Raw genomic sequence first — 23208 nt, forward strand, 5'->3', positions numbered from 1 at the left:
GATATGTCTCAAAATAGCTCGCAAGAAAAAACAGAACAACCCACAGAAAAACGGCTAAAAAAAGCCAAAGAAGACGGCCAAGTTGCGCGCTCAAAAGAGCTTAACACCGCTATTTTATTAATGGTTAGTATTGCTGGGCTATTGTGGTTTGCCAATTTATTTTACAGCTTATTTGTTAACTTAATGAACAGTACCATGGTGCTGGATCACACAATTATAAATAACAAAAAAATGATGCCCATCGCATTGAGTGACGCCATTATGAATATGCTGTCGACCCTTACGCCGTTTTTATTATTAAGCTTTTGCGCAATGTGGATCACTGGGTGTTTACCGGGTGGGTTTGTGTTTTCAAAAAAACTGGTCGCACTAAAAATGAGCAAGCTCAACCCATTAACCGGGTTAGGCAAAATGTTTGGTAAACAGTCGTTAGTTGAGCTGCTTAAATCGATATTAAAAATAACCTTACTGGCGATTTGCTTATATACCTTTTTAACCAAGCTGTGGATGCAGCTGATGATGTTACAAAACTTAGATATCAAAGTGGCGATAGGCCAAGGTATTGAGCTGTTATTTTTATCATTAATGATCACGGTAACTTTGCTGCTTTTTATTGCGGTTATTGATGTGCCTTTTCAGCAAAAACAGATTGCTGATAAAATAAAAATGACCCACCAAGAAGTAAAAGAAGAGCGTAAATCTTCAGACGGTAGCCCTGAGATAAAAAATAAAATTCGGCAAATACAATATCAGCAATCAAACCGAAAAATTGAAGAGCGTGTTCCCACTGCCGATGTCATTGTCACCAATCCAACTCATTATGCTGTGGCAATAAAGTACAGTGAAGAGGCAGCTAAAGCCCCTTATGTTGTCGCCAAAGGCGTGGATGAAATGGCGCTGAGAATACGCGAAGTGGCCCGTATGAATAACAAAGAAATTATAGAAATCCCTGCATTAGCACGGGCTATTTATTTTTCGACCCGGGTCGACCAAGAAGTGCCTAACGGCTTATACAGTGCGGTTGCCTATGTACTGACCTACGTATTGCAACTAAAAGCATACAAGCAAGGGCGTGGGCAAGCACCCGCAGCCTTACCTGAATTAACAATCCCTAAAAACTTACAGAAACCTTAGATGTTGGAGTTATAATTTGAACTGGCGCAGTTTTACTCAACCTTACACCGCTATTCCTATTTTGCTGTTAGCTGTTTTGTCGATGGTTATTTTGCCATTACCAGGATGGCTATTAGATGCATTATTCACTTTTAACATTGTATTGTCGGTGATTGTATTGTTAGTGGCGGTATCTACTAAAAAGCCGCTCGATTTTTCTGTATTTCCGACTATTTTGTTAGTCGCCACCTTGATGCGTTTAACACTAAACATTGCCTCAACACGTGTGGTATTACTGCATGGCCATGAAGGCTCCGATGTGGCAGGTCGCGTTATTCAAGCGTTTGGTGAAGTGGTTATAGGTGGTAACTACGTCGTTGGTATTGTGGTGTTTGTCATTTTAATGGTGATTAACTTTGTGGTTATTACCAAAGGTGGCGAGCGTATTTCTGAGGTGGCAGCTCGCTTTACCTTAGATGCTATGCCTGGTAAGCAAATGGCAATTGATGCGGATTTAAATGCCGGATTAATTGGACCTGAGCAAGCAAAAGAGCGACGTAGCACCATAGCCCAAGAGGCCGATTTTTATGGCTCTATGGATGGTGCCTCAAAGTTTGTGCGCGGTGATGCCATTGCCGGTTTAATTATTTTAGTGATTAACCTACTCGGTGGTGTATCAATAGGTGCTTTTCAACATGGTTTAAGTTTAGCCGAAGCGTTTCAACGTTTTGCCCTATTAACTATAGGTGATGGCTTAGTTGCACAAATCCCCTCGTTGCTGTTAGCCGTTGCTGCTGCAATTATTGTTACGCGAATGAACGATGAAGGTGATGTGAGTGAAGCGGTCGGTAAGCAGTTACTTGCCTCTCCGCGTGTTATTTTTACCGCCGCTTTAATCATGGTCACGCTTGGTATTGTGCCTGGGATGCCAACTGTCGCCTTTTTAGCATTTGCTGCGCCATTGTTTTATGTTGCTTGGCGATTGCAGCGCTCTCTCCCCGATAACTCTTTAATTGAAGCAGAGCAGATGACCGACACCATTTTAAGTGAGCAACAAGCTCACTTAGAGTGGGGAGATATTTCTCATGTTGATAAGCTGTCGGTTGAGCTTGGCTTTCGTTTGGTTTATTTAGCAGATAAAGACAAAGGGGAAGAGCTGGTAAAAACCTTAAGAGGTGTGCGTAAAAATCTCTCTGAACAACTTGGGTTTTTATTACCGGAGATCAGAATAAAAGATAACCTGAAACTAAATCCACAAGAATACAAAGTAAACTTAGCGGGTGTACCCGTTGCCAGTGCCAATGTGAATGCCAAAGAGTTACTGGCGTTAAATACCGGGGATGTATATGGCTCGCTAGATGGTGAAATAACCACCGACCCTGCTTATGGGCTTGAAGCTGTATGGATAAAAGATGACAGCAAAACCCAAGCGTTGAATATGGGCTACTCAGTGGTAGATTTAGGCACCATTATTGCCACACACACTGGTAAGGTGATCAAAGAGCATTTAGATGAGCTATTCAGTTATGAGGATGTACAAAAACTCAATGAGCGTTTAAAAGAGATTTCACCTAGCTTAGCGGAAACCTTCGAAAAAGTCTTACCCACTAACTTGCAGCTTAAAGTCATTCGTTTATTGCTTAAAGAGCACATTAGCATTAAAGATATTGTCACCATTGCAGGCACTTTAATTGACAGTGTTGAGGTAACTAAAGATCCTATTCTACTGGTTTCAGATGTGCGCTGTGCTTTGCAAAAAGTATTAGTAAAACAGGTAATGGGTAATCGTGATGAACTCAGTGCTTACAGCTTAGATGAAAAACTAGAAAGTACCTTACAAAGCTCACTCGACCAAGCGATGCAAGCAGGCAAAGTTGTACTGGATAGTTTTGCGGTTGACCCTAATTTACTAGGCCAATTTCAACGCACTATGCCACTGATTGTCGAAGATATGAAATCAAGAGGGGTAACACCTACATTAATTGTGGTGCCACAGTTACGACCCTTGCTGGCACGTTACGCCAAAACCTTTACTAAAGGCAGCTTAGTAGTTCTTTCTTATAATGAAATTCCAGATACCATTCGTGTTGATATACTCGGATCGTTGGGATAATTAGTTAGATTTCATCTATCAAATGAACTTAGCATGAATTTTGTAAGTAATATTTGCAATTAATTCTATTTAACTATAGTCTATTGTTTTTATTATACATAGTTACTAGTTTTTATGTTGGTAAAAAACAATGCATAAGTAAATTAAATGGCAAACTATGCGAAAGCATAGGACGCAAAGCTTCCAGTCTAAGGCAATCGCTACGATCGTGGGGTTACATTAACTTAGTGATATTAATTAATACCTTGTTTGTATTTGTTGTATTTCGCTATTCATTTAAAAAACTTAATTGTTCTCTAAACTTATACGGAATACTCATGAACGGATTTCCTAACATTATTAAATTTGCACTTCCTTGTGCATTATTTTTAACGCAATCAGGGCTGGCTGCAGAACAAAATCTGGTCCAAAGTTATGAAAACTCGACTTGGACTGTTAAGGGCGATTCTTTCGCTTGTTCGCTACAACAGCGCTTTGAAAATTATGCGTTGCTTGAAGTTAAAACCGTGCCAGCACTGCAGCAACAACTTGTGTTTACTTGGCTTTTAAAAGATAAGCCAATAACCCGCTTGCACGTTTCATCACGCAAAGCCGATTGGCAATCAGCAAATACAGTACTCACCCCACTTAACTTCACATCAACAGATATCGAAGACAATAAAGTGCAATTTTCAGCGGATGTAAGTGCTTTACTTCGTTTAATTAAGCAAGGTGGTTGGTTAGACACTTTAGTCAGCTTTAAAGATGAGCAGTTGCGCCTAACGTTTACCAATACCCATAGCGATGAAATAGTTGCAGATTATCAACAGTGTTTAAATAACCTTTCTCCGCTTTCTTGGGAGCAAGCACGTGATCATCAGTTACAGTTTGCCAGCGGGCAGCGCACGGTAACAGCTGAAAAAGACTTAAAATTTCTAAAGGATTTAGTGCGTTATATTTCTTTAGACAATCGCGTTAGTAAAGTACTTGTGGATGGCCACACCGATAATACAGGCTCGCCGCTATCTAATCGGCTGCTTTCAAAAGAAAGAGCGGATGACGTAGCTTCAAGACTCATTGAATTTGGTTTACCCAAAGACATTTTAGAAGTGAGAGCGCATGGTCAACGCTACCCCATTATTAAAAATTCAAAGCAGGGCGCATCGTCTAATCGCCGTGTTTTAGTTCGTCTTTTCAGACACTCAAGTTAATTGCATCGTAAGGGAATTATATGAGTCAAAGATACCTCTTATGGATCAGTGAACAACAGCCAACGCCTGAAATTCAGCAAGTTGTATTTGCCGAAAATTTTAAGTTTTTGCATACAAACTCCATCAGCGATGCGGTTAGTCACTGTCTTATTAATAAACCTGAGCTCGTGTTTGTTGATGCTGATACTCAACAACTCGAGCTGGTTGAATTAGTAAAATTACTGCGCAAAACATGCCCAACTTCACAAATTGTGACTTTAGTGGATTCATCGCAAAGTGAAATTGCTTCAAAAACAATTAATACCGGTGGCGCTGTTGATTATCTCTTAAAACCTTTCTTTGCTGAACAGCTTAAAAAAACAATCAGAAACACTGATTCAATGAAGCATGGGTTTGAAGATTTAATCGCTGTTTCTACTAAATCACAGCAAGTATTACGTTTAGCCAACCGCGCTGCACATACCTCAGCAGGCGTGTTAATCACCGGCGAGTCTGGAACAGGTAAAGAGAAGCTCGCGCACTTTATTCATAAAGCTTCAGATCGCAAAGATAAGCCATTTATTGCAGTTAACTGTGCTGCTATCCCAGAAAATATGCTCGAAGCTATGTTATTTGGATTTAATAAAGGTGCGTTTACCGGCGCTGTAAATACCCAGCCAGGCAAATTTGAAATAGCCAATGGCGGTACTATTTTACTCGATGAAATTACTGAGCTACCGCTCGATTTACAAGCTAAGTTACTGCGCGTATTGCAAGAGCGCGAAGTTGAAAGACTGGGTAGTCATCAAAAAATCAATTTAGATATACGCATTATTGCCGCCTCCAACCGCGTACTGCGTGAACAGGTTGAGCAAGGCGCTTTTCGTGAAGACTTATTTTATCGTTTAGATGTATTACCACTTAGTTGGCCTGCACTTCGGGATCGTGTTGATGACATCATCCCATTGGCTTATCACTTTATCAAAAAATATGGCAACTCTGAGTTTCATATTAGTAAACAAGCAGAAGATGTGATGCTTTGTTACAACTGGCCAGGGAATGTGCGTGAAATTGAAAACGTAATCCAACGCGCCTTAGTGATGGCAAGAGGGGCAGAGATTCAGGTTGAAGACTTAAATTTACCGCAATGCTCACCGGCGGCGGCAGCTTATTGTGCCACCCAGTTAAAAGAAAATAAAAAGCAGGCAGAATTTGATTACATATACAGTTTGTTGAGTCGATTTAAAGGGCATCGTACCCAAACAGCAAAGGCGCTTGGGGTAACTACCCGAGCATTAAGATACAAAATTGCCGCCATGCGTGAATGCGGTATTGATATTGATGCAATTGCATAATTTGAAGGAAAAATAAAATGTCGCCAATTGAAAGTCAACAAATGATGCTGGGCAAAATGATGGACATGCACAAAATTGCAGGTCCAGAAAGTATAGAGCCGGCTGCTATCAGTAATCAAAATGTAAATATTAGTGAAGATTTTAAGCATGTTATTCGCTCTATCAACGCCCAACAAAATATTGCCGGTGAGATGGTTAAAGCCGTTGATACCGGTGAAAGTGAAGACGTAGTAGGGGCGATGATTGCCAGTCAAAAAGCAGGGCTTAGTTTTTCTATGCTAATGGAAATGCGCAATAAAGTGCTCAATGGCATTGATGATGTCATGCGCATGTCACTGTAGAGGCTGATATGAAAGGAGAATTAGCAAAAGTACCTGAGCAAAATGAGAGTAACCTAAAAGAAAGAGTGGTTAATCTCTCAAATAAATTAAATTTTGGCAGCTCAGGTGACAGAAGTGTCGCGACCATTGCTCTACTAGCGACATTAGTAGCGGCAACCATAGTCCTTATTTTATGGACATCGGCTAAAAACTACGTGCCGCTCTACGGTAACCAAGAAAGCTACGATAAAGCCAATATTTTAGAGATTTTAGATAAAGAGCAAATCACTTTTCGCATTGATACCGATAGCGGCAATATTTTGGTTCCTCAAGAAAAGCTGGCGGATGCACGTATTACGCTTGCGGCCAGAGGAATAAAAGCCTCTATGCCTGAGGGAATTGAAAATATTAGCGATAAAGTGTCTATGGGCACCAGTCAATTTATCGAATCTATGCAATACCAGCATGCCTTAGAAGGTGAGCTGGCGCGCACCATTATTAACATGCAAGGTATTCGTAACGCACGCGTGCATCTAGCAGTTCCCAAGCGCAGCTTATTTGTAGGGCGTACTGAACAAAAAACTGCGGCTTCGGTAATGGTGGATTTAGCCCCAGGGCATGAGCTAAAACCAGAGCAAGTGGAAGCCATTATTGCACTGATTATTGGCAGTGTGCCAGGGCTTGATTCTCGTTCTGTGTCGGTGGTGGATCAGCGCGGTAAACTACTCAGCGGCGACTTATTTGATACCACCCCAGTAGGCAAAGAAACCGATAAAAAACTCGCCTTTATCGAAAAAGTTGAGCGCAACATAGAGCAACGTGCCTCTATTATGTTGTTGCCAATTTTAGGCGAAGGCAATTTTAGAATTCAGGTTTCAAGTGATGTTGACTTTAGCGTGGTAGAAGAAACCCGTGAAATGGTTGACCCACAAAATGTATTAACACAAGAGTTTATTAAATCTGATAGCACCCTAGATCAGCTGGCGGCGGGCATTCCGGGTTCTTTAGCTAATGAGCCACCAGTGCCTAATGAACAAGCTGAAGATGAAAACAACGAGCGTACTTCACAACGAAGTGAGAGCAAGCGACAGTTTGAAAATGGCCGCTCAGTCACTCACACCCAATTTGAAGTAGGCCGAATTAAAAACATGAGCTTATCGGTACTTATTAATGAGCAAGTAGCAGGTACTGCTGATGGCTGGAGCGAAGAAAAGCTCGCTTCATTAGGTGAAATGGTAAAAAAAGCCACGGGGTTTAACGACGCACGCGGCGATCAATTCAACATAACTAGCTTTGCCTTTGTAGAACAAAAAATACTTGCCCCAGGTGAAGGCCTTGAGTGGTGGCAAATGCCAGAGCTTAAAGAGTATGCCCGTTATATTGTTGGCACTTTAATTAGTTTATTGCTGATTTTATTTGGCGTGCGTCCATTAGTTAATCACTTAATTAAAGGCAAAAGTAACGACGCAAACAACGCCATGGCAACCACAGATAATGAGGTTAAGTCAGTCTCTGCAACAGAAAGACAAAGTAGTCCGCTTGATGAAGCCATTAATGCGAAATCGCAAATAGAAAACTTAACTGCCAAAGAGGGCGCAAGCGAACATCAAAATATGTCGTTACCGCAAATAGGCAATGACTTTGAAGAACAGATAGCGCACATGCAGTTACTTGCTAATAAAGAAACCGAGCGTGTCACATCGGTAATAAAATATTGGGTAGAACAAGGAGTTGAAATTGAATCAAGAAAAGCTTGATAAAGGCTCACAATTACCGGCGTTAGATCGCGCCGCTATTTTATTGCTAAGTATGGGCGAGGAAAACGCCGCCAGTGTTATTCGTAAATTAGGCCGCCGTGAAGTGCAGGCTATTTCTGAGCGTATGGCTAAAATTTCAAACGTTACTCAACATGATGTTGCAGGCACCTTGAGTGAATTTTTTGATTGCTACCGCAATGAAAGTGGCGTCAATGGTGCATCGCGTGTGTATTTAGAGCGAGCACTCGATAAAGCCGTCGGTAGAAAGCTTGCCAAAACTATGCTTGATGATATTTATGGTGGTGCCATGAATGACGATTTACGTCGTTTAGAGTGGATCCCGCCTGAACTTATCGTGCGCTTTTTAGAGCAAGAACACGTGCAAATGCAGGCGCTGTTTTTGGCTTTTTTACCGCCAGAGCAAGCCTCTGCCATTATTGTGCTGTTTCCAGAATCTAAACACGATGACTTACTTTATCGTATTGCGAGTCTTCGTGAAGTGAGTGAACACGTTATTGATGATGTGCGCTTAACGCTTGAATCGTGTATTGAATTTGTTGGCCGCCAAGTTGGCGCGCAGGTCAATGGCGTCGATAAAGCAGTTGAAATTATGAATCGTTATAACGGTAATAAGAGCCAAATTATCGAACTAATGAAAAAACATAACACTAACGTGGCTGATGAAATACAAGAAAAAATGTACGATTTTGACAGCTTAATTAAGCAAACAGACGAGACATTAACCTTGTTGCTTAATGACATTCCTGATGAGTTATGGACGATGTCATTAAAGGGTGTGAACAGTGAGTTTTTAGCGCGTGTTTTAGGTGCACTACCTAAACGTTTAGCGCAAGTGTACCAACAGCAAATAGACGGCTTAAGTGCACAACCACTGAGCAAAGTGATTGCCGCCAGAAAAGAAATTATGTCGATAGTTAGAGACATGAGTAAACAAGGTGATATTGAATATCGCTTATTTGAAGAAGAGACTGCAGGCTAGCTATGAGTCAAGCATTTAGGTTTCCCACTTTAAATAAAAATGAGCAACATCAAACGCTGCAAGAGCGTTTAGATGCTGCTCAGCGTGTTGGTTTACAGCAGGGCTATGAAGAAGGGCTCGCGCAAGGGGCTGCCAATAAGCAAAGCGAATTAGAGCAACAAATGGAGCAACAAATAGAGTTGCGTGTTGCTGAGCGTCTTGAAGCGCAAAAAACACAGCTTATTGAACGTTTTAACACTTTATTCGACAAAGCGAATAACGAACTACTTAACTTTAATGATGAGTTTAAACAAGACATTGCCTTGATGATAAACAAGTTAGCAGAGCACGTTATTGACTGCGAGCTAAAAGTACGCCCCGAAATACGCGCGCAGCTTATTGAAAAAGCCATTACCTTGCTTAGCAATCGCGATGTAGTAACAAAAGTTATGATCTCAGGGGCTGATCGCCACTGCTTTAATGATGCGCGTTTAGCTGAATTTTCGGTGCCGATTTACTTTGATGAGGCTCTGATCAGTGGAGACGTTGAATTGGTGGCAGAGCAACAAACACATCGGTTTTCTTTTTCAGAGCGCCTACAAAGCTTACTGGGTGAAGTGATACCTGAAATACTCAAAGCGCAGCCACATGACTAACCCCCTACACACTAGTTTAAAATCTGCGCTGACAGCGCTAACCCCGCCTGAATTAGTTAAAAGCTATGGTCGTTTAACACGAGTCAATGGTTTAACACTTACCGCGACGGGTGGGCAATTCGCTATGGGCGAAAAGTACCAAGTTGAGAGTGTTGACGGTCACTGGTATGACGCTGAAGTTGTGGGTTTTAATCAAGATGAAGCCTATTTAATGCCCTTGAAAAAAATACAAAATTTATATTCTGGTGGGCGAGTCAGACCAGTTATAAAAAACAGCCATGTGGCTATTTCAGAAAAGCTATTAGGGCGAGTAATTGATGCGCAAATGCAACCCATTGATAACTTAGGCCCACTTGAACAAGACAGCACAATGAGTGCTTGTAAATTGGGTAACGATTATTCTTTAACGCCACTGGAGCGCAAAGGCGTTACCGAGCCGTTAGATGTGGGTATTCGCGCTATTAATAGCCTATTTAGTGTGGGTAAAGGCCAGCGGTTAGGGTTATTTGCAGGTTCGGGTGTGGGTAAAAGTAAATTACTTGGCATGATGACCCGTTTTACCTCGGCCGATGTAGTTATTGTAAGCCTAGTCGGTGAGCGTGGTTGGGAAGTAAAAGATTTTATTGAGCAAAGCCTAGGTAAAGAAGGGCTAAAAAAGGCCATTGTAATAGCATCACCGGCGGACGATTCTCCCTTATTGCGTATTAAAGCCGCCGAGCTTAGTCATAAACTGGCGGCCTATTTTAGAGATAAAAACTCAAATGTATTGCTATTAATGGACTCATTAACCCGCTATGCGCAAGCACAGCGTGAAATTGGCCTATCGGTAGGCGAGCTGCCCGCATCTAAAGGGTACCCGCCATCGGTATTTAGTAAATTAACCCAGTTGGTTGAAAGCTCCGGTAATAGTGAAAAAAGTAAAGGCAGCATGACCGCCATTTATACGGTATTGGCTGAAGGCGACGATCAACAAGACCCAATAGCCGATAACGCCCGAGCAATTCTTGATGGCCATATAGTATTGGATCGCACCTTAGCAGAAAAGGGCCACTATCCGGCCATTAATATTGGTTCATCGATTAGTCGAGTGATGCCAAATATAGTGAGCGATGAGCAATTGAGCTTTTGTTATAAATTGAAAAAACTTTATAGCCGCTATATGCAAGTACATGAGCTTATACCTTTAGGGGCGTATCAGGCAGGTAAAGATCCGGAACTCGACAGTGCGGTAAATTTGTATCCAAAAATCGAATCATTTTTATGCCAAGGATTGAACGAACAAGTGGATTTCTCACAGTCAGTGAATCAGTTAAATGCAGTGATGGGTGAACTGAATGCTTAATAAATTTTTAGGATTACAACAACAAAAATTAGATAAAATGCTGGCCGAGCAAACTCAATTACAACAAAGAAGTAACTTAGAGCAGCAGCGACTATTGCAGCTACAGCAGCACATAAACAGTATGGATAAAAACCAGCAAATGAGCTCAGCGATAAGCTTACAAAATTTATCAGGGATGAAACGCATTTTGTCTGGTTTGTCAGCGCAGCAACAAGCGCGGATTAATGATTCACAGCAAGATGAATTACGTCAACAGCAAGCTTGTTTTAAGCAAATGAGCTTCACCAAAGGCATAGAAGGAATAGTGAGTAATAGGCATCGTGCTGATCAAAATAAAGCGCAGCAACAAGAAGCTAAAGTTTTAGATGAAATGATCAGCCAAGCACATAGTCGTACCCTACATAAATAACTGCTAATTTTTGCTACAATGGCGGCAAAGTAATTTAGGGTAAATAGCGTGCTGCCGGTTCAAGAAATATATAACTCACTCATTGATGCATTAAAAGCCAACCCAATCACCTTACTGCAAGCGCCGCCTGGTGCAGGTAAATCAACGTGGTTGCCATTACAGCTTATGCGCGATGGGCATTATAAACACATAGTGATGTTGGAGCCTCGGCGCTTAGCTGCACGTAATATTGCCAATTATTTAGCGCATTGCCAAAACGAATCCCTTGGACAAAGTGTTGGTTTACGGGTGCGAGGTGAGAGTAAAGTAAGTGCGAACACGCGCCTTGAAATAGTCACCGAAGGCATGCTGACACGCATGTTACAAAATGACCCTGAGCTCAGTGATGTTGATTTACTGATTTTTGATGAGTTTCATGAGCGCTCTATCGCAGCAGATACCGCGCTGGCTTTTGCTTTAGAATCGCAAGCGGCGCTACGTGAAGACTTAACCATTATGCTGATGTCGGCCACCCTCGATAGCGATCGTTATACCGCATTTTTTAATTGCCCAGTTATTCAGTCAAGCGGGCGAAGTTACCCGATTGACGAAATATATTGCCCAATAAAAGATGAAAGCCGCTGGCTTGATGCCATCCCCGCTATTATAAAACAAGCACTCAATGAGCAAACCGGCAGTGCGCTGGTATTTTTACCCGGCCAACGAGAAATACTGCGCGTGCAACAAGCATTGAGCGACTTACCTAGTAACTGCCTAGTCGCCACTTTATTTGGTGAGCAAGATAAAGCCAATCAACAAGCTGCAATAGCACCTGCGCCTCAAGGGATGCGAAAAGTAGTACTGACCACCAATGTTGCCGAAACCAGCTTAACCATTGAAGGCATTCGAATTGTGATTGATAGCGGCAAGCGCCGTGCAGCCAGCTTTAATTTAAAAACCGGTGTCACTGAGCTGACGACTCAAAGTATATCGCGTTCATCGGCAGTACAACGCGCAGGGCGTGCAGGACGAATAGAACCAGGGGTTGTGTATCGGTTAGGTTCCAAACAAACTTTTGAGCGACGAAACAGCCACGATAACCCTGATATTCTTACCTCAGATATTAGCCAACTGATGCTAGAGGCGAAGCAGTGGGGTGCAAGTATTAGTGAACTCACCTTACTTGACCCGCCGAGTGAGCAACAATGCAGCCAAGCTACTAATTTATTATCTATGCTTGAAGCTATAGATAGCCACGGTAAGCTCACCACGCTGGGTAGTAAAATGTTGGGCTTTGGTGCCGATATTCGCTTAGCGCATATGTTATTAAAAGCGCAAATGCTAGAACCACAGTTAAGCGGAATTTATCGCTTAGCTATTTATTTAGTCGCCTTACTAGAAAGCCGAGTTAGTACTGCCAATGAGCTCAACCTAGCACTGCATAGTCAACAGCAGCGTCCGCATCCTGTGTTTAAGCAACAATTAAATTATTGGTTAAAACGCTTAAAATTTACCGACAGCAAAACAGATTTAAACACCGATCATTTAAGCTTATTAGTGTCGCTTGCCTACCCAGATCGCATCGCTAAAAAACGCGGTAATGGCTACTTACTTGCTAATGGCGCAGGGGCCGAGCTAAACCCTGACTACTGGCATAATGACGAATATATAGCTATTGCCAGTATGGGCGGACACAAAGGCGGGCGAGTTTTTGCGGCCACGGCGCTAAATCCAGTAGCGCTTAAAGAGTATTTACCGCATTTATTCACTGAGTTGATCCGCTGCGAGTTTGATGAAAAAGCTGCTCGGTTTATTCATCAAGATGAAGTAAAACTTGGGGAAATTACCCTTAGTAGCCAACCAAGTAAACATAAGCTTGATAAAACAGAGCGCACCAAGGCATGGCTTAGTGTGTTTGCCAAACAGGGCTTTTCACTGTTTAACGAGCAAAAAGAAAGTGAGCAGTTACTTATTAGAATGTGCCTAGCCAGCAAATTGATGCCAGAACAGTTTCCTGTTATTAATCAGCAGCAGCTCATTGAAACAGCAGGTGATTGGTTAGGGGTATACCTTGAAGATATTAAAACCCTTGAGCAACTTAAAAAGTTTAATTATTTTGAGGCACTACAAAACTGTTTTAATTGGCAACAGCAAAGCGAGCTAAAATCTTTACTCCCACTGCGACTAACAGTACCAAGTGGCTCTAACATAAAAATTGAATACCAACTTGATGGACCTGCCAAGCTTAGTGTGCGCATGCAAGAGGTATATGGTTTAACCAGTACACCTATGTTAGCTAACGGTAAATTAGCATTGCTAATGGAGTTGTTATCGCCAGGCAAGCGTTCACTACAGTTAACCCAAGACTTAGCACATTTTTGGAATAGTAGTTACCGCGAGGTACAAAAAGAGATGAAAGGGCGCTACCCCAAGCACTTTTGGCCAGACGACCCTGCCAATAGCGTTGCCACCAATAGAGTAAAAAGCAGAATGTGATCACGCTTCCTTAATGTCACTTAATGTTAAACGTTGACGATACAAATAACGAACATTTTTGGGCGTTTTACAAGCGACTAAACTATTATTACTTTAATGCTGATATTTTACTGGGTAAGACTTATTACCCTAGTGTACATATGAGCCGTAAGGTAGCGAGCGTTTGTAACTAATTGAAGATGCAGCTAACAATCTAAAAGTGATAATAGAGGGAACATGCATGAAAGGCGTTATCTTTAGAGGGCTTGAGGCACTGGTTATTGAAAAATGTGGCATGGCAGCATGGGACGACTTACTTGAAAAAAATGCACCGGAGGGTCGTGTTTATATTTCTGCAGAAAGTTATCCAGATGAAGAAATAGTTGGTTTAGCACAAGATGTAGCAACTGCACTTTCTATGTCTATGCCAGAGGTATTAAAGGCCTTTGGTGAGTATTTATTTTCTCACTTAAAGGCACGTCATCCAAGCATTGTTGCTAACTTTAATTGTTTTGCTGATCTCATTATTGGTATTGATAAAGTAATTCATGTTGAAGTAGCTAAGCTTTATCATGAGCCTAATTTACCTGAAATTGACGCCCAAATTATTGAAGACGGGTTTATTTTAATGCGTTACAACTCTAAGCGACAGCTTTGTATGTGCGCCGAAGGGCTTATTTTTGGTGCTGCGGCTCATTATGGGGTTGATGCTAAACTTAATCATGCCCAGTGTATGCATGATGGGTTTGATTCGTGTTTAATTGAAATAAAATATGAGACTCCCCATGGCTGAAGACGACTACAATTATAAAAAAGCGTATTTGCGCGAAAAATCAGCCAGAGATCAATTAGAAACCCTACTAGAAGACAAAACACGGGCATTGTTTATTGTTAATCAAGAGCTGGAAGAAAAGCTCGAAACGGTCAAAAACCAACAAATAACCTTAATGCAAAGTGAAAAAATGGCCACGCTAGGGACACTCTCTGCTGGGATGGCCCACGAAATAAATAACCCGCTTGCTTACATAACCAGCAATGTAGAAAGTATAAAATTTATAAAGCCCGTGTTGGTTTCGTTAATGACGGCGGCTCAACAATTTGTAGATAAATCGATTTCAGTATCGCAGTTAGAGTCTATTTTAGTTCAGCTCAATCAAGAGAACGATTTAAGCTTTATTGTGGACGATATTGATGACTTAGTTGATGATACCCAAGAGGGATTAGAACGTATCGCTCATATTGTTAATAACCTTGTTGACTTTGCAAGCCTAAAAGACAACGTAACTGCAATGGCAGATATTACAGAATCACTCAATAGCACACTAAAACTACTCGACAACCAGCTAGGGACATGTGCTATAGAGTTACACATTGAAAAGTTACCTCTAACACGGTGTAATATATCATCGATGAAACAAGTGTTTGTAAACTTATTAATTAATGCCAAACACGCCTGCGACGATTTGCGCGATCAGCAAGGAAAAATAAGTGTTAAGCTGTTTGCCAATGAAAACAATATTTACATAGAGGTGGCAGATAACGGCTGTGGAATGGACGCTGATACACATTAAACAAATGTTCGATCCCTTCTTTACCACTAAACCCGTAGGCCAAGGCACTGGTATGGGGATGGCTATAGTTTACAATGTACTTAAAGAGCACAATGGCACTATAGAGGTTGAAAGTAAAGTGGGTATGGGGTCTTTAATACGTTGTGTAATACCTATTGCTACATAACTTTGTAAGCTTAAAGTTTACAATGCAGGCATGGCTACAAAGTGTGTTGTGGCTATTGAGCGTAGGTATAAGTATCTTAACTCGATACTTCTTGTCCGCCGTGTTGCTCGGCTAAATCATCAAGTTCGGCAACCGTATAATCAAATCCGCTTTCATCATATTCGTAGCTTACTTTAACGCTGTCGCCGCCATTAAAAAGACGTGTTTTTACGTCATTGACTGGCCAATCTTTTAATTCGTGTAAAAAGCGGTTGGCTACTTGTGATGACTCAAACCGATAACTAATCTCTGTTTTCATAAATAATAATACCCTGATAATTTTACCCCCGTAGTTTGTTGATTTTTACCAAGGAGTCAAGTTATCAACTTTAAAAGGGCAATAAATTATGACTTTATAGATACTTATCGGTCATAGTAATCTAAATTGGAGTGTTAACAGTATAAAGCTTGTTTAAAAAACAATAATCATATAACAATAACGGAGTAGGCAATGAAACATTTAGTGACCTTAGTTGGGCTTATCGCTTTTTTAATGGTGGTACTACCGGGACCTCTTTATAAATTTAATATTGTTGAACTAGGTACTGCCTTTGCTGGTTTTAGATTAGGCGTTTATGTTGGTGGGGCAGCATTAGCCTTATTATTAGTTCAAGTGCTATTCATGCGTAAAACAGTGAGCCTAACCAGTGCAGTGGTCACGGTTATTTTTGCAGCTGTTGCGATTGCAATGCCGATTAACATGATGAATACAGCAAAAAGTGTTCCGCCAATTCATGATATTTCTACCGATTTAATTAACCCACCTAAGTTTGTTGCGGTTGTGCCTTTGCGTGCTGATGCACCTAACCCTGTTGCTTACGCGGGTGAAGAAACGGCAGCGCAGCAACGTGAAGCGTACCCAGAACTAAAACCGCTCGAGTACAACCAAACCCAAACAGAGCTGGTGGCAGCAATTACTAAAGCCATGGAAAACTTAGGCTGGGAACTGGTTAATAGTGATGTTAATAATGGCATTGTTGAAGCAACAGACACCACGACCTGGTTTGGCTTTAAAGACGATGTTGTGGTTCGTATTAACGATAAAGGCAGTAAGCGTGTGGTCGACATACGTAGTAAATCACGCATTGGTAAAAGTGATTTAGGTAAAAATGCACAGCGTATTAAAACACTGATTGACGAGTTAAATGCCGTTGTTGTGGAATAATTGAATACTAATAAACAGCCCTGCACTTTATGGGGCTATTTGCAGTTGCACATGATCAGCTTATGTTCATAGCTGACAATGCATACTGTGGATGATTTTTAATAAACTATGGAGTTATTATGAAAACAGTCGGATATGCAGCAAAAAGCCAAGGTTCTGAGCTTACAGAGTTTTCTTTTGAGCGCCGCGATTTACGAAATAACGATGTAGCAATAGAAATTTTATATTGTGGTGTGTGCCATTCAGACTTACACGCAGTGCGTAACGACTGGGGGGGTAGTAATTACCCATTAGTTCCTGGGCACGAAATTGTAGGTAAAGTAATATCAGTCGGTAGTGATGTAAAAAAATACAAACAAGGCGATACCGTTGCCGTAGGGTGTATGGTTGACTCCTGCCAAAGCTGTGACCAATGTGATAATCACGAAGAGCAATTTTGTCGTGAAGGCATGGTCGGTACTTACAGCGGAACCGATAGAGTTAACGGCGAAATGACTCAAGGTGGTTACTCTAAACACGTTGTAGTACGCGAAGAGTTTGTATTATCAGTGCCTGAAAACTTAGAATTATCGCGCGTGGCGCCGTTACTTTGCGCCGGTATTACTACTTATTCACCGTTACATAAATGGGGTGTAAAAACAGGTAGCCGTGTTGCTGTGGTAGGCCTTGGTGGATTAGGTCATATGGCGGTTAAAAATGCAGTAGCAATGGGTGCAACCGTTACTGTTATTGGTCGTACAGAGTCTAAAAAAGAAGATGCAATTAAGCTCGGCGCACAGCATTATTTAGTATCAAACAATGATGATGAAATGAAAAATGCGCAGTCAGCGTTTGATGTCATTATTGATACCGTGCCTGTAAAGCATGACTTATCAATTTACACACCACTACTTGATATCGATGGTACCTTGGTTATTGTTGGCCAAGTAGGCCCAGTAGATGAGCTAAACACAGTTCCTCTTTTAATGGGTCGTCGTCGTGTGGCTGGTTCGTTAATTGGCGGCATTGCAGAAACACAGCAAATGCTTGATTTTTGTGGTGAGCACAACGTACTGCCAGAGTGCGAAATGATCAACATAGACGAAATTAACACCGCTTATGAGCGTATGGAACGCTCTGATGTGAGATACCGTTTTGTTATTGATATGTCATCTATTAGCGTTTAATACGCTAAAGAGTAAAATGTAAAAAAGAGCCGCTTAGCGGCTCTTTTTGTTTTTATTAACAAGGCTGTGCCTGTTTAGTTTTGTTGCCGCTAATTTGTATATAACTAAGCAGCCACATTAACAGCCCACCTAAAAATAAAGCCGCAGCAACATAGCCTGTTTGATTTGGCGCTGCCCCTTTTGCAATAGCAATGCCGCCAACCCAAGGGCCAATAGCATTTGCAATATTAAACGCACACTGCACTAATGCCCCAATCATGGCGTGGCCGTCAGGTGATACATCCATTAATAGCGTTTGCACTAAGGTTGATAGCCCTAAGCTGCAGCCAATAAAAAATATAACCGCATACAGCAGATAAATATTATAGCTGGCACTGACATATGCAAATGCAAAAACAATGGTAGAGGCAAGCGTAAATCCGGTGGTTTTTATCGCTGATTTATCGGCAGCTTTACCTAGTACGTAATTACCGAGCGTAGAGCCAATACCAAACATCACCATAGCAATTGAAATTGTATAGGGCGCGCTCTGAGTGACCTCTAAGATCGTATCGGCCACATAGGTATAAATACAAAATACGCCACCAAAGCCAATAATAACAATCCCTAATATTGACCAAACCAGTTTGTTTTTTAGCACCCCTAATTCGTTGAGTAAGTTCGAAGTATGGGTGTTTTTAACATTAGGCACCACGTTATACACAAAAATAAAGGCAATAAACGCCAACACCCCAGCCGCAGCGAGGCAATAACGCCAACTAAGATTTTGCCCAACCAATGTCACCACCGGCACACCAACGATAGTGGCTATGGTTAAGCCCATAAACACTTTTGACATAAAGCTAGCGCGTTTTCCTTGCGGTGCTATATCAGAGGCCAGTAATAACGCGGCACCAAAATAAGCGCCATGGGGAAGGCCACTTAAAAACCTAAACAGCACCAGTTGTTCTAACGAGGTCGCTAATGCACTTAAACTGTTTGAAATACACATTAAGCTTAAAAATAATAATAGCGCTCGTCGTTTTCGCATATTTGCCGTTGCCAACATTAAAATGGGTGCGCCAACCACCACCCCAAGAGCATAAGCACTAATAGCATAACCACTTTGTGACGGGGTACTGCCAAAAGCCTCACTAATTAATGGCAACATAGGCATCATAGAAAATTCAGATAACCCCAAAATAAAAGTACCCAACGCCAGCACAATTAAAATAGCGGTTCTATTGGGCTGACCCGACGGCGATGTAGTATCAACGGCCATATAAAATCCTTGAAGATAATAAATAAAATTTAATAACAAACTAAACGCCAGTGCGTTTAAAAATAAAGCACACACGCTTATTTAGTTGAATGTGGAAATGAGGAGTAAAGAGGCGTGCATTTTAAATTAAAAGCTCTCTTTCGTCATGGACTAAACCATAATTTAAGATGAATAAAATTTAACTTAAGCCAACCAAAGGATGGTTAAGTAAGTTCAGCAAAGTATTAACGCAATCAAAAATAAGCAGTGTTAAATTTAAAATGTAATGTTAACTTGACTTTTTGTAAGGCATGAATGATATTTGTAAAGTAAACATTACTTTTAAAAACAGGATAAAGGCAATGAAAGCAGAATTAAATTTAAAACAACGCCAAATTAAAATACCAGTTACCTAGCTAAATGGACCTTAATATGGCTTTTTACTTTAGCTATTTGCAGCTTTGGCCCCACTTTAATCTGGGATCGTTCAGCGCTAATTAGTGGCTTTTTTATTATTATAAATTTGGCTGCTGGCGTAGGGATGATTTTAGCCAACAAGCGCTATTTGCAAGGCATGGATGAATTAATGCAAAAAATACATCTCAGTGCCATGGGGTTTACCTTAGGTGCAGTGTTAGTAGGCGGGCTGGCATACACCAATTTACAATTGAGTGGTTTAATTGATTTTAAAGCGCAAATACCCGACTTAATGTTTTTAATGGGGGCGGTGTATTTAATTAGTGTGTATGTGCTTAATAAACACTATTGCGCAGGTGATGAATGAAAAATAGATTAAAAGTGTTAAGAGCCGAGCATAATTTCACTCAAGCAAAGTTGGCCGAGCTGTTGGATGTATCGCGCCAAACGATTAATGCCATTGAAAAGGGCAAGTTCGATCCCAGCTTGCCACTGGCTTTTAAGGCCGCAAGGTTGTTTAAACTTAAAATAGAAGACATTTTTGATGACGAACAGGGTTAAAAATTAACAAAGTGCGACAATATGTCGCGCTTTTTAACTTGCCGCAGCACGTATAATTTACCTACAAAATTTTTGTGGTAAATCAATAATGACTGATAAAAAAAATCCCCTAACCTCCTATTTAGTATCGCCTTTGGCACTTGTTATAAGTGGCGTACTATCGCCTGTTGCCTTTGCAGATGACGCCTCAATTGAAGTGATTGAAGTACACGGTCAAGCACAAAACAAACACCTATCGTTAGGTTCATCTGAATCGTTATTAACTGATTTAGGTGTGGACTTTTCAGCCGCCGGTGGCATGGCTAACTTACCTGTTTTAAATGGTTTAATGGGCGATAGAGTGGCGGTACTGGTCGATGGAGCGCAAATCACCGCCGCCTGTGCCAATCAAATGAACCCGCCACTGTCGTATATTTCAGCCAATCAAATTAGTAGCTACAAAGTAATTGCAGGTATTTCTCCGGTAAGCGCGGGAGGCGATAATATTGCAGGGGTGATCGCGGTTAATTCTATTTCACCTCAGTACAGTGAAAGCAAGCAACTTGGCTGGCACTCTGGCTACGTATCAGCCCAATACAATACGCTAGATAACGCCAAAAAGGTCGGCGCAGGTATGCGCATTGCCAGCGACGTATTCAGTTTTAATTATCAAGGTGCGTTTAGCGATGCTAACAGTTATGAAGATGGTAATGGCGATTTAGTGCTCGATACCCTGTACCGCGCGCAAAACCATAGTTTAAGTGCTGCCATGCGCGATGATAAGCAACAATTAGTTGTTAAGCTAAGCCATCAAAAAATACCCTATCAAGGCTTTGCTAACCAATATATGGATATGACAGATAACACCAGCTATGGCGCTGTTGCCCAGTATAAGCGTGCTTTTACAAACAGTGAGCTTGAAGCGCAGTTAAATTGGCATAGCGTAAAGCATGAAATGGGCTTTTTCAGCGCAGAAAAAACCGGAAAAATGCCAATGAAAACCGACGCCGAAGATATAAGCACTCAGTTAAAATGGCGATTAGCGCTTGAAAACAACAGCCAGTTATTACTCGCCCAAGAGTACCATTATATGAATATTGATGATTGGTGGCCTGCGGTTGAAGGCTCAATGATGATGGGGCCAAATGACTACAACAATATTAATAACGGCCGGCGTCAGCGTATTGCCCTGCTTGCTGAATATGAAAGCCAACTAAATACTCGCTGGTGGTTAAATGCAGGCGTTCGATTTGAAAATGTAATAACCAATACCGACGATGTACAAGCATACAACGCAGGTATGGCCGCTATGAGTGCGATGGCCATGGCGATGCCAAGCGATGCAATGGCCGCTAAAGAGTTTAATGGTCAGAACAAAAAACAAACAGACAACCTAGTCGATGCAAACGTGCTGATTAACTATCAACTAAGCAATAATGACGAGTTACAAATTGGTTTAGCTCGTAAAAATCGCGCACCTAATTTATACGAACGTTACAGTTGGGGGGTGGGAAATATGGCCACCACCATGATAGGTTGGTACGGCGATGGTAATGGCTATATTGGTAACATTGCCCTTAAACCTGAAACCGCACATACGCTTAGCACTACGTATACCCGTATGGCTAAAGACGACAGCTGGCGTATCAGTGCTAATGCGTGGGTGAGCGATGTAAATGATTATATTGACGTCAACAGAGTAAGAAGCTTTAACCGCACAGCGCTTGCTGCCAATACTCGTAATGTACTTATGTTTAATAACGTAGATGCCACGCTTTATGGAGTAAAGCTAGATGCGGTTGCTACTCTGCACGAGTCTAAGCAGTATGGTAGTTGGTCGTTAAAAGCTAACATTACCAATACCCGTGGTAAGCGCGACGATACCAATCAGCCGCTTTATCAAATTAAGCCACTGCAAACCTACTTTGCGATTAACCAGCAAATAGGCCGCTTTGAAAACGCACTCACGTGGCAGTGGGTCGATAGTAAAACCCGCGTAGATAGCAACCGCCTAGAAAACCAAACCGAGCAGTATCATTTACTTAATTTAAGCTCAAAAGCCAGTTGGGATGCATTGACTGTGAGTGTTGATATTACCAATCTGCTTGATGAGTATTATGAATTACCACTGGGCGGCGTAAGTATTGCTGAGTTTAAACAAGATTCAACGCAGGGGTTCAATCAATTAGCAGGGCAGGGTCGTTCTATTAATTTGGCTATGAGTTACGCGTTTTAAGATGAGAGAGTAAGTTAGTGTGAGCTGTCAGATTCGATTTTTGGTTAATCGAATCTGACAGTTAATTACTATTAATTTTTTAATTCTGCTTGTGACAAAAATCTATAAACTGCGTTAACAGCGGATTTTTGTATTTGTCTTTATGCATCACTAACCAAAACTGTCTTTGCATGGGGTGGTTTAAGTTAAGCTGCGTAACGCGGCCATCGTTTAAAGCGTACTGTGCCGCGAGTGACGATAAACATCCCAGCCCTAATCCTTCTGCAATGCTGTTGATCAATGCCTCTGTGGTATTGAGCTCAAAGCTTTGGCTCCAATTATCGATATGCGTAGCAAGGTTTTGTAAAAAGAATGAGCGTGAGCCAGAGCCAGCCTCTCTTAATACCCATTGACTGCTTGCTAAGTTATTAAAACTAAGCTGTGGTTTTGCAGCTAAAGGGTGGGATGGCGGCGCAATAATGCACATGGTGTCTTGACTAAACACGGTTGAGACTAAGTCGCTTTGCTGGGCATGGCCTTCTATTAATGCAATGTCGAGTTCAAAGTCGCGCAGTTTTTGACAAATAAGCTCAGAATTTGAAATAAAAACCTGCTGTGAATAATGCTGCTGTTGTTGGCGAAATCCACTGAGTATAGAGGGCAACACATGATTACCAATGGTATCGCTGGCACCTATTTTTAACGTGCCGCTGGCTTTTGCGTGGGACGAAAAAAGCGTATTAATATCATTTGCTCTGTGCAGTAATTCATCTGCCAAGGGCAGTAATTTTTGCCCTTCTTGATTTAAAATTAAGCGATGATTTACCCGATCAAACAATGGGTGACCTAACTGCTTTTCAAGCTCGCTAAGCGCCATACTGAGTGCCGCTTTAGACAAGTAAAGTCGCTCTGAGGCTGCGCTAAGCGTTGTATGCTGGGTAATACCTACAAACACTTTAAGTTGTTTAAGAGAAATATTCATGAGCTTGGTGTTTAGTTTTTCTGAACGTGTGTTCTATATA

The 23208-nt window shown here is 41.5% G+C and carries 20 protein-coding genes, 1 pseudogene and 1 riboswitch; of the genes and pseudogenes, 18 read left to right on the top strand and 3 right to left on the bottom strand.

The genetic code is table 11. The features are described 5' to 3' along the window. The first annotated feature begins 3 nt into the window (after positions 1–3). From flhB to PTET_RS04730, 13 genes and pseudogenes are all read left to right on the top strand, one after another. A complete protein-coding gene (flhB, locus tag PTET_RS04670) occupies positions 4–1134 on the top strand; it encodes a flagellar biosynthesis protein FlhB (protein WP_096038287.1) in 1131 nt (376 codons plus the stop codon). Between the two features lie 16 nt (positions 1135–1150). Next, entirely contained in the window at positions 1151–3226 is a 2076-nt protein-coding gene (flhA, locus tag PTET_RS04675; protein ID WP_096038288.1) for a flagellar biosynthesis protein FlhA, read from the top strand. 139 nt (positions 3227–3365) lie between these two features. After that, positions 3366–3448, top strand: a riboswitch (cyclic di-GMP riboswitch). Positions 3449–3543: 95 nt separating this feature from the next. Then, positions 3544–4416: an OmpA family protein gene (locus tag PTET_RS04680; protein WP_096038906.1), complete on the top strand. Its 873-nt coding sequence runs from the start codon at positions 3544–3546 to the stop codon at positions 4414–4416. Positions 4417–4436: 20 nt separating this feature from the next. Continuing rightward, entirely contained in the window at positions 4437–5750 is a 1314-nt protein-coding gene (locus tag PTET_RS04685) for a sigma-54-dependent transcriptional regulator (RefSeq protein ID WP_096038289.1), read from the top strand. 17 nt (positions 5751–5767) lie between these two features. Continuing rightward, the gene (locus PTET_RS04690; RefSeq protein WP_096038290.1) at positions 5768–6091 is read left to right on the top strand and encodes a flagellar hook-basal body complex protein FliE; all 324 of its coding nucleotides are present in this window, start codon (positions 5768–5770) and stop codon (positions 6089–6091) included. Between the two features lie 8 nt (positions 6092–6099). Beyond that, a complete protein-coding gene (gene fliF, locus PTET_RS04695; RefSeq protein WP_096038291.1) occupies positions 6100–7827 on the top strand; it encodes a flagellar basal-body MS-ring/collar protein FliF in 1728 nt (575 codons plus the stop codon). After that, positions 7808–8827 (top strand): FliG C-terminal domain-containing protein, encoded by a 1020-nt coding sequence (locus PTET_RS04700; protein ID WP_028835449.1) that lies wholly within the window; start codon positions 7808–7810, stop codon positions 8825–8827. The genes fliF and PTET_RS04700 overlap by 20 nt, the downstream gene beginning before the upstream one ends. A 2-nt stretch (positions 8828–8829) precedes the next feature. After that, entirely contained in the window at positions 8830–9462 is a 633-nt protein-coding gene (locus PTET_RS04705) for a FliH/SctL family protein (RefSeq protein ID WP_013464405.1), read from the top strand. After that, positions 9455–10804 carry a FliI/YscN family ATPase gene (locus PTET_RS04710; protein WP_096038292.1) on the top strand — a complete coding sequence of 450 codons (1350 nt, stop codon included), beginning with the start codon at positions 9455–9457 and terminating at the stop codon, positions 10802–10804. Before PTET_RS04705 ends, PTET_RS04710 begins: the two co-directional genes overlap by 8 nt. Further along, entirely contained in the window at positions 10797–11213 is a 417-nt protein-coding gene (locus tag PTET_RS04715) for a hypothetical protein (protein WP_013464407.1), read from the top strand. Before PTET_RS04710 ends, PTET_RS04715 begins: the two co-directional genes overlap by 8 nt. Before the next feature lie 48 nt (positions 11214–11261). Continuing rightward, positions 11262–13688, top strand: coding sequence for an ATP-dependent helicase HrpB (gene hrpB / locus PTET_RS04720; protein WP_096038293.1), 2427 nt, complete (start codon positions 11262–11264; stop codon positions 13686–13688). Between the two features lie 220 nt (positions 13689–13908). Continuing rightward, a complete protein-coding gene (locus PTET_RS04725) occupies positions 13909–14460 on the top strand; it encodes a heme NO-binding domain-containing protein (protein WP_013464409.1) in 552 nt (183 codons plus the stop codon). After that, a pseudogene (locus PTET_RS04730) lies at positions 14453–15404 on the top strand (sensor histidine kinase). Before PTET_RS04725 ends, PTET_RS04730 begins: the two are co-directional and overlap by 8 nt. 76 nt (positions 15405–15480) lie before the next feature. Here PTET_RS04730 and PTET_RS04735 read toward each other — a convergent pair. Beyond that, a complete protein-coding gene (locus PTET_RS04735) occupies positions 15481–15702 on the bottom strand; it encodes a hypothetical protein (protein ID WP_008108632.1) in 222 nt (73 codons plus the stop codon). A gap of 192 nt (positions 15703–15894) precedes the next feature. On the opposite strand from PTET_RS04735, the gene PTET_RS04740 reads away from it, so the two are divergent. Both PTET_RS04740 and PTET_RS04745 read left to right on the top strand, forming a co-directional pair. Then, positions 15895–16608, top strand: coding sequence for a DUF1499 domain-containing protein (locus tag PTET_RS04740; protein WP_013464411.1), 714 nt, complete (start codon positions 15895–15897; stop codon positions 16606–16608). Between the two features lie 119 nt (positions 16609–16727). Further along, positions 16728–17774, top strand: a complete 1047-nt coding sequence (locus PTET_RS04745) for an NAD(P)-dependent alcohol dehydrogenase (RefSeq protein WP_013464412.1) — start codon at positions 16728–16730, stop codon at positions 17772–17774. A gap of 55 nt (positions 17775–17829) precedes the next feature. On the opposite strand, the gene PTET_RS04750 is transcribed toward PTET_RS04745, so the two are convergent. After that, a complete protein-coding gene (locus PTET_RS04750; RefSeq protein WP_013464413.1) occupies positions 17830–19035 on the bottom strand; it encodes an MFS transporter in 1206 nt (401 codons plus the stop codon). 520 nt (positions 19036–19555) lie between these two features. Between PTET_RS04750 and PTET_RS19160 the strand changes: the two genes are divergently transcribed. From PTET_RS19160 to PTET_RS04765, 3 genes are all read left to right on the top strand, one after another. After that, entirely contained in the window at positions 19556–19798 is a 243-nt protein-coding gene (locus PTET_RS19160; RefSeq protein WP_244186373.1) for a hypothetical protein, read from the top strand. Next, positions 19795–19992, top strand: coding sequence for a helix-turn-helix transcriptional regulator (locus tag PTET_RS04760; protein ID WP_013464415.1), 198 nt, complete (start codon positions 19795–19797; stop codon positions 19990–19992). Before PTET_RS19160 ends, PTET_RS04760 begins: the two co-directional genes overlap by 4 nt. Before the next feature lie 88 nt (positions 19993–20080). Further along, complete coding sequence (locus tag PTET_RS04765; protein ID WP_013464416.1) at positions 20081–22207, top strand: TonB-dependent receptor; 2127 nt, start codon at positions 20081–20083, stop codon at positions 22205–22207. Between the two features lie 79 nt (positions 22208–22286). Here PTET_RS04765 and PTET_RS04770 read toward each other — a convergent pair whose 3' ends face one another. After that, the gene (locus PTET_RS04770; RefSeq protein WP_013464417.1) at positions 22287–23168 is read right to left on the bottom strand and encodes a LysR family transcriptional regulator; all 882 of its coding nucleotides are present in this window, start codon (positions 23166–23168) and stop codon (positions 22287–22289) included. Positions 23169–23208: the final 40 nt, after the last annotated feature.

The organism is Pseudoalteromonas tetraodonis (assembly GCF_002310835.1).
Taxonomy (GTDB): Bacteria; Pseudomonadota; Gammaproteobacteria; order Enterobacterales; family Alteromonadaceae; genus Pseudoalteromonas; species Pseudoalteromonas tetraodonis.

What these genes read in the sequence shown, in the direction of transcription:
- flhB (WP_096038287.1), top strand. Translation starts at nt 4, where the DNA reads ATGTCTCAAAATAGCTCGCAAGAAAAAACAGAACAACCCACAGAAAAA.
- PTET_RS04680 (WP_096038906.1), top strand. Translation starts at nt 3,544, where the DNA reads ATGAACGGATTTCCTAACATTATTAAATTTGCACTTCCTTGTGCATTA.
- PTET_RS04685 (WP_096038289.1), top strand. Translation starts at nt 4,437, where the DNA reads ATGAGTCAAAGATACCTCTTATGGATCAGTGAACAACAGCCAACGCCT.
- PTET_RS04690 (WP_096038290.1), top strand. Translation starts at nt 5,768, where the DNA reads ATGTCGCCAATTGAAAGTCAACAAATGATGCTGGGCAAAATGATGGAC.
- fliF (WP_096038291.1), top strand. Translation starts at nt 6,100, where the DNA reads ATGAAAGGAGAATTAGCAAAAGTACCTGAGCAAAATGAGAGTAACCTA.
- PTET_RS04705 (WP_013464405.1), top strand. Translation starts at nt 8,830, where the DNA reads ATGAGTCAAGCATTTAGGTTTCCCACTTTAAATAAAAATGAGCAACAT.
- PTET_RS04710 (WP_096038292.1), top strand. Translation starts at nt 9,455, where the DNA reads ATGACTAACCCCCTACACACTAGTTTAAAATCTGCGCTGACAGCGCTA.
- PTET_RS04715 (WP_013464407.1), top strand. Translation starts at nt 10,797, where the DNA reads ATGCTTAATAAATTTTTAGGATTACAACAACAAAAATTAGATAAAATG.
- PTET_RS04725 (WP_013464409.1), top strand. Translation starts at nt 13,909, where the DNA reads ATGAAAGGCGTTATCTTTAGAGGGCTTGAGGCACTGGTTATTGAAAAA.
- PTET_RS04735 (WP_008108632.1), bottom strand. Translation starts at nt 15,702, where the DNA reads ATGAAAACAGAGATTAGTTATCGGTTTGAGTCATCACAAGTAGCCAAC.
- PTET_RS04740 (WP_013464411.1), top strand. Translation starts at nt 15,895, where the DNA reads ATGAAACATTTAGTGACCTTAGTTGGGCTTATCGCTTTTTTAATGGTG.
- PTET_RS04745 (WP_013464412.1), top strand. Translation starts at nt 16,728, where the DNA reads ATGAAAACAGTCGGATATGCAGCAAAAAGCCAAGGTTCTGAGCTTACA.
- PTET_RS04750 (WP_013464413.1), bottom strand. Translation starts at nt 19,035, where the DNA reads ATGGCCGTTGATACTACATCGCCGTCGGGTCAGCCCAATAGAACCGCT.
- PTET_RS19160 (WP_244186373.1), top strand. Translation starts at nt 19,556, where the DNA reads ATGATTTTAGCCAACAAGCGCTATTTGCAAGGCATGGATGAATTAATG.
- PTET_RS04760 (WP_013464415.1), top strand. Translation starts at nt 19,795, where the DNA reads ATGAAAAATAGATTAAAAGTGTTAAGAGCCGAGCATAATTTCACTCAA.
- PTET_RS04765 (WP_013464416.1), top strand. Translation starts at nt 20,081, where the DNA reads ATGACTGATAAAAAAAATCCCCTAACCTCCTATTTAGTATCGCCTTTG.
- PTET_RS04770 (WP_013464417.1), bottom strand. Translation starts at nt 23,168, where the DNA reads ATGAATATTTCTCTTAAACAACTTAAAGTGTTTGTAGGTATTACCCAG.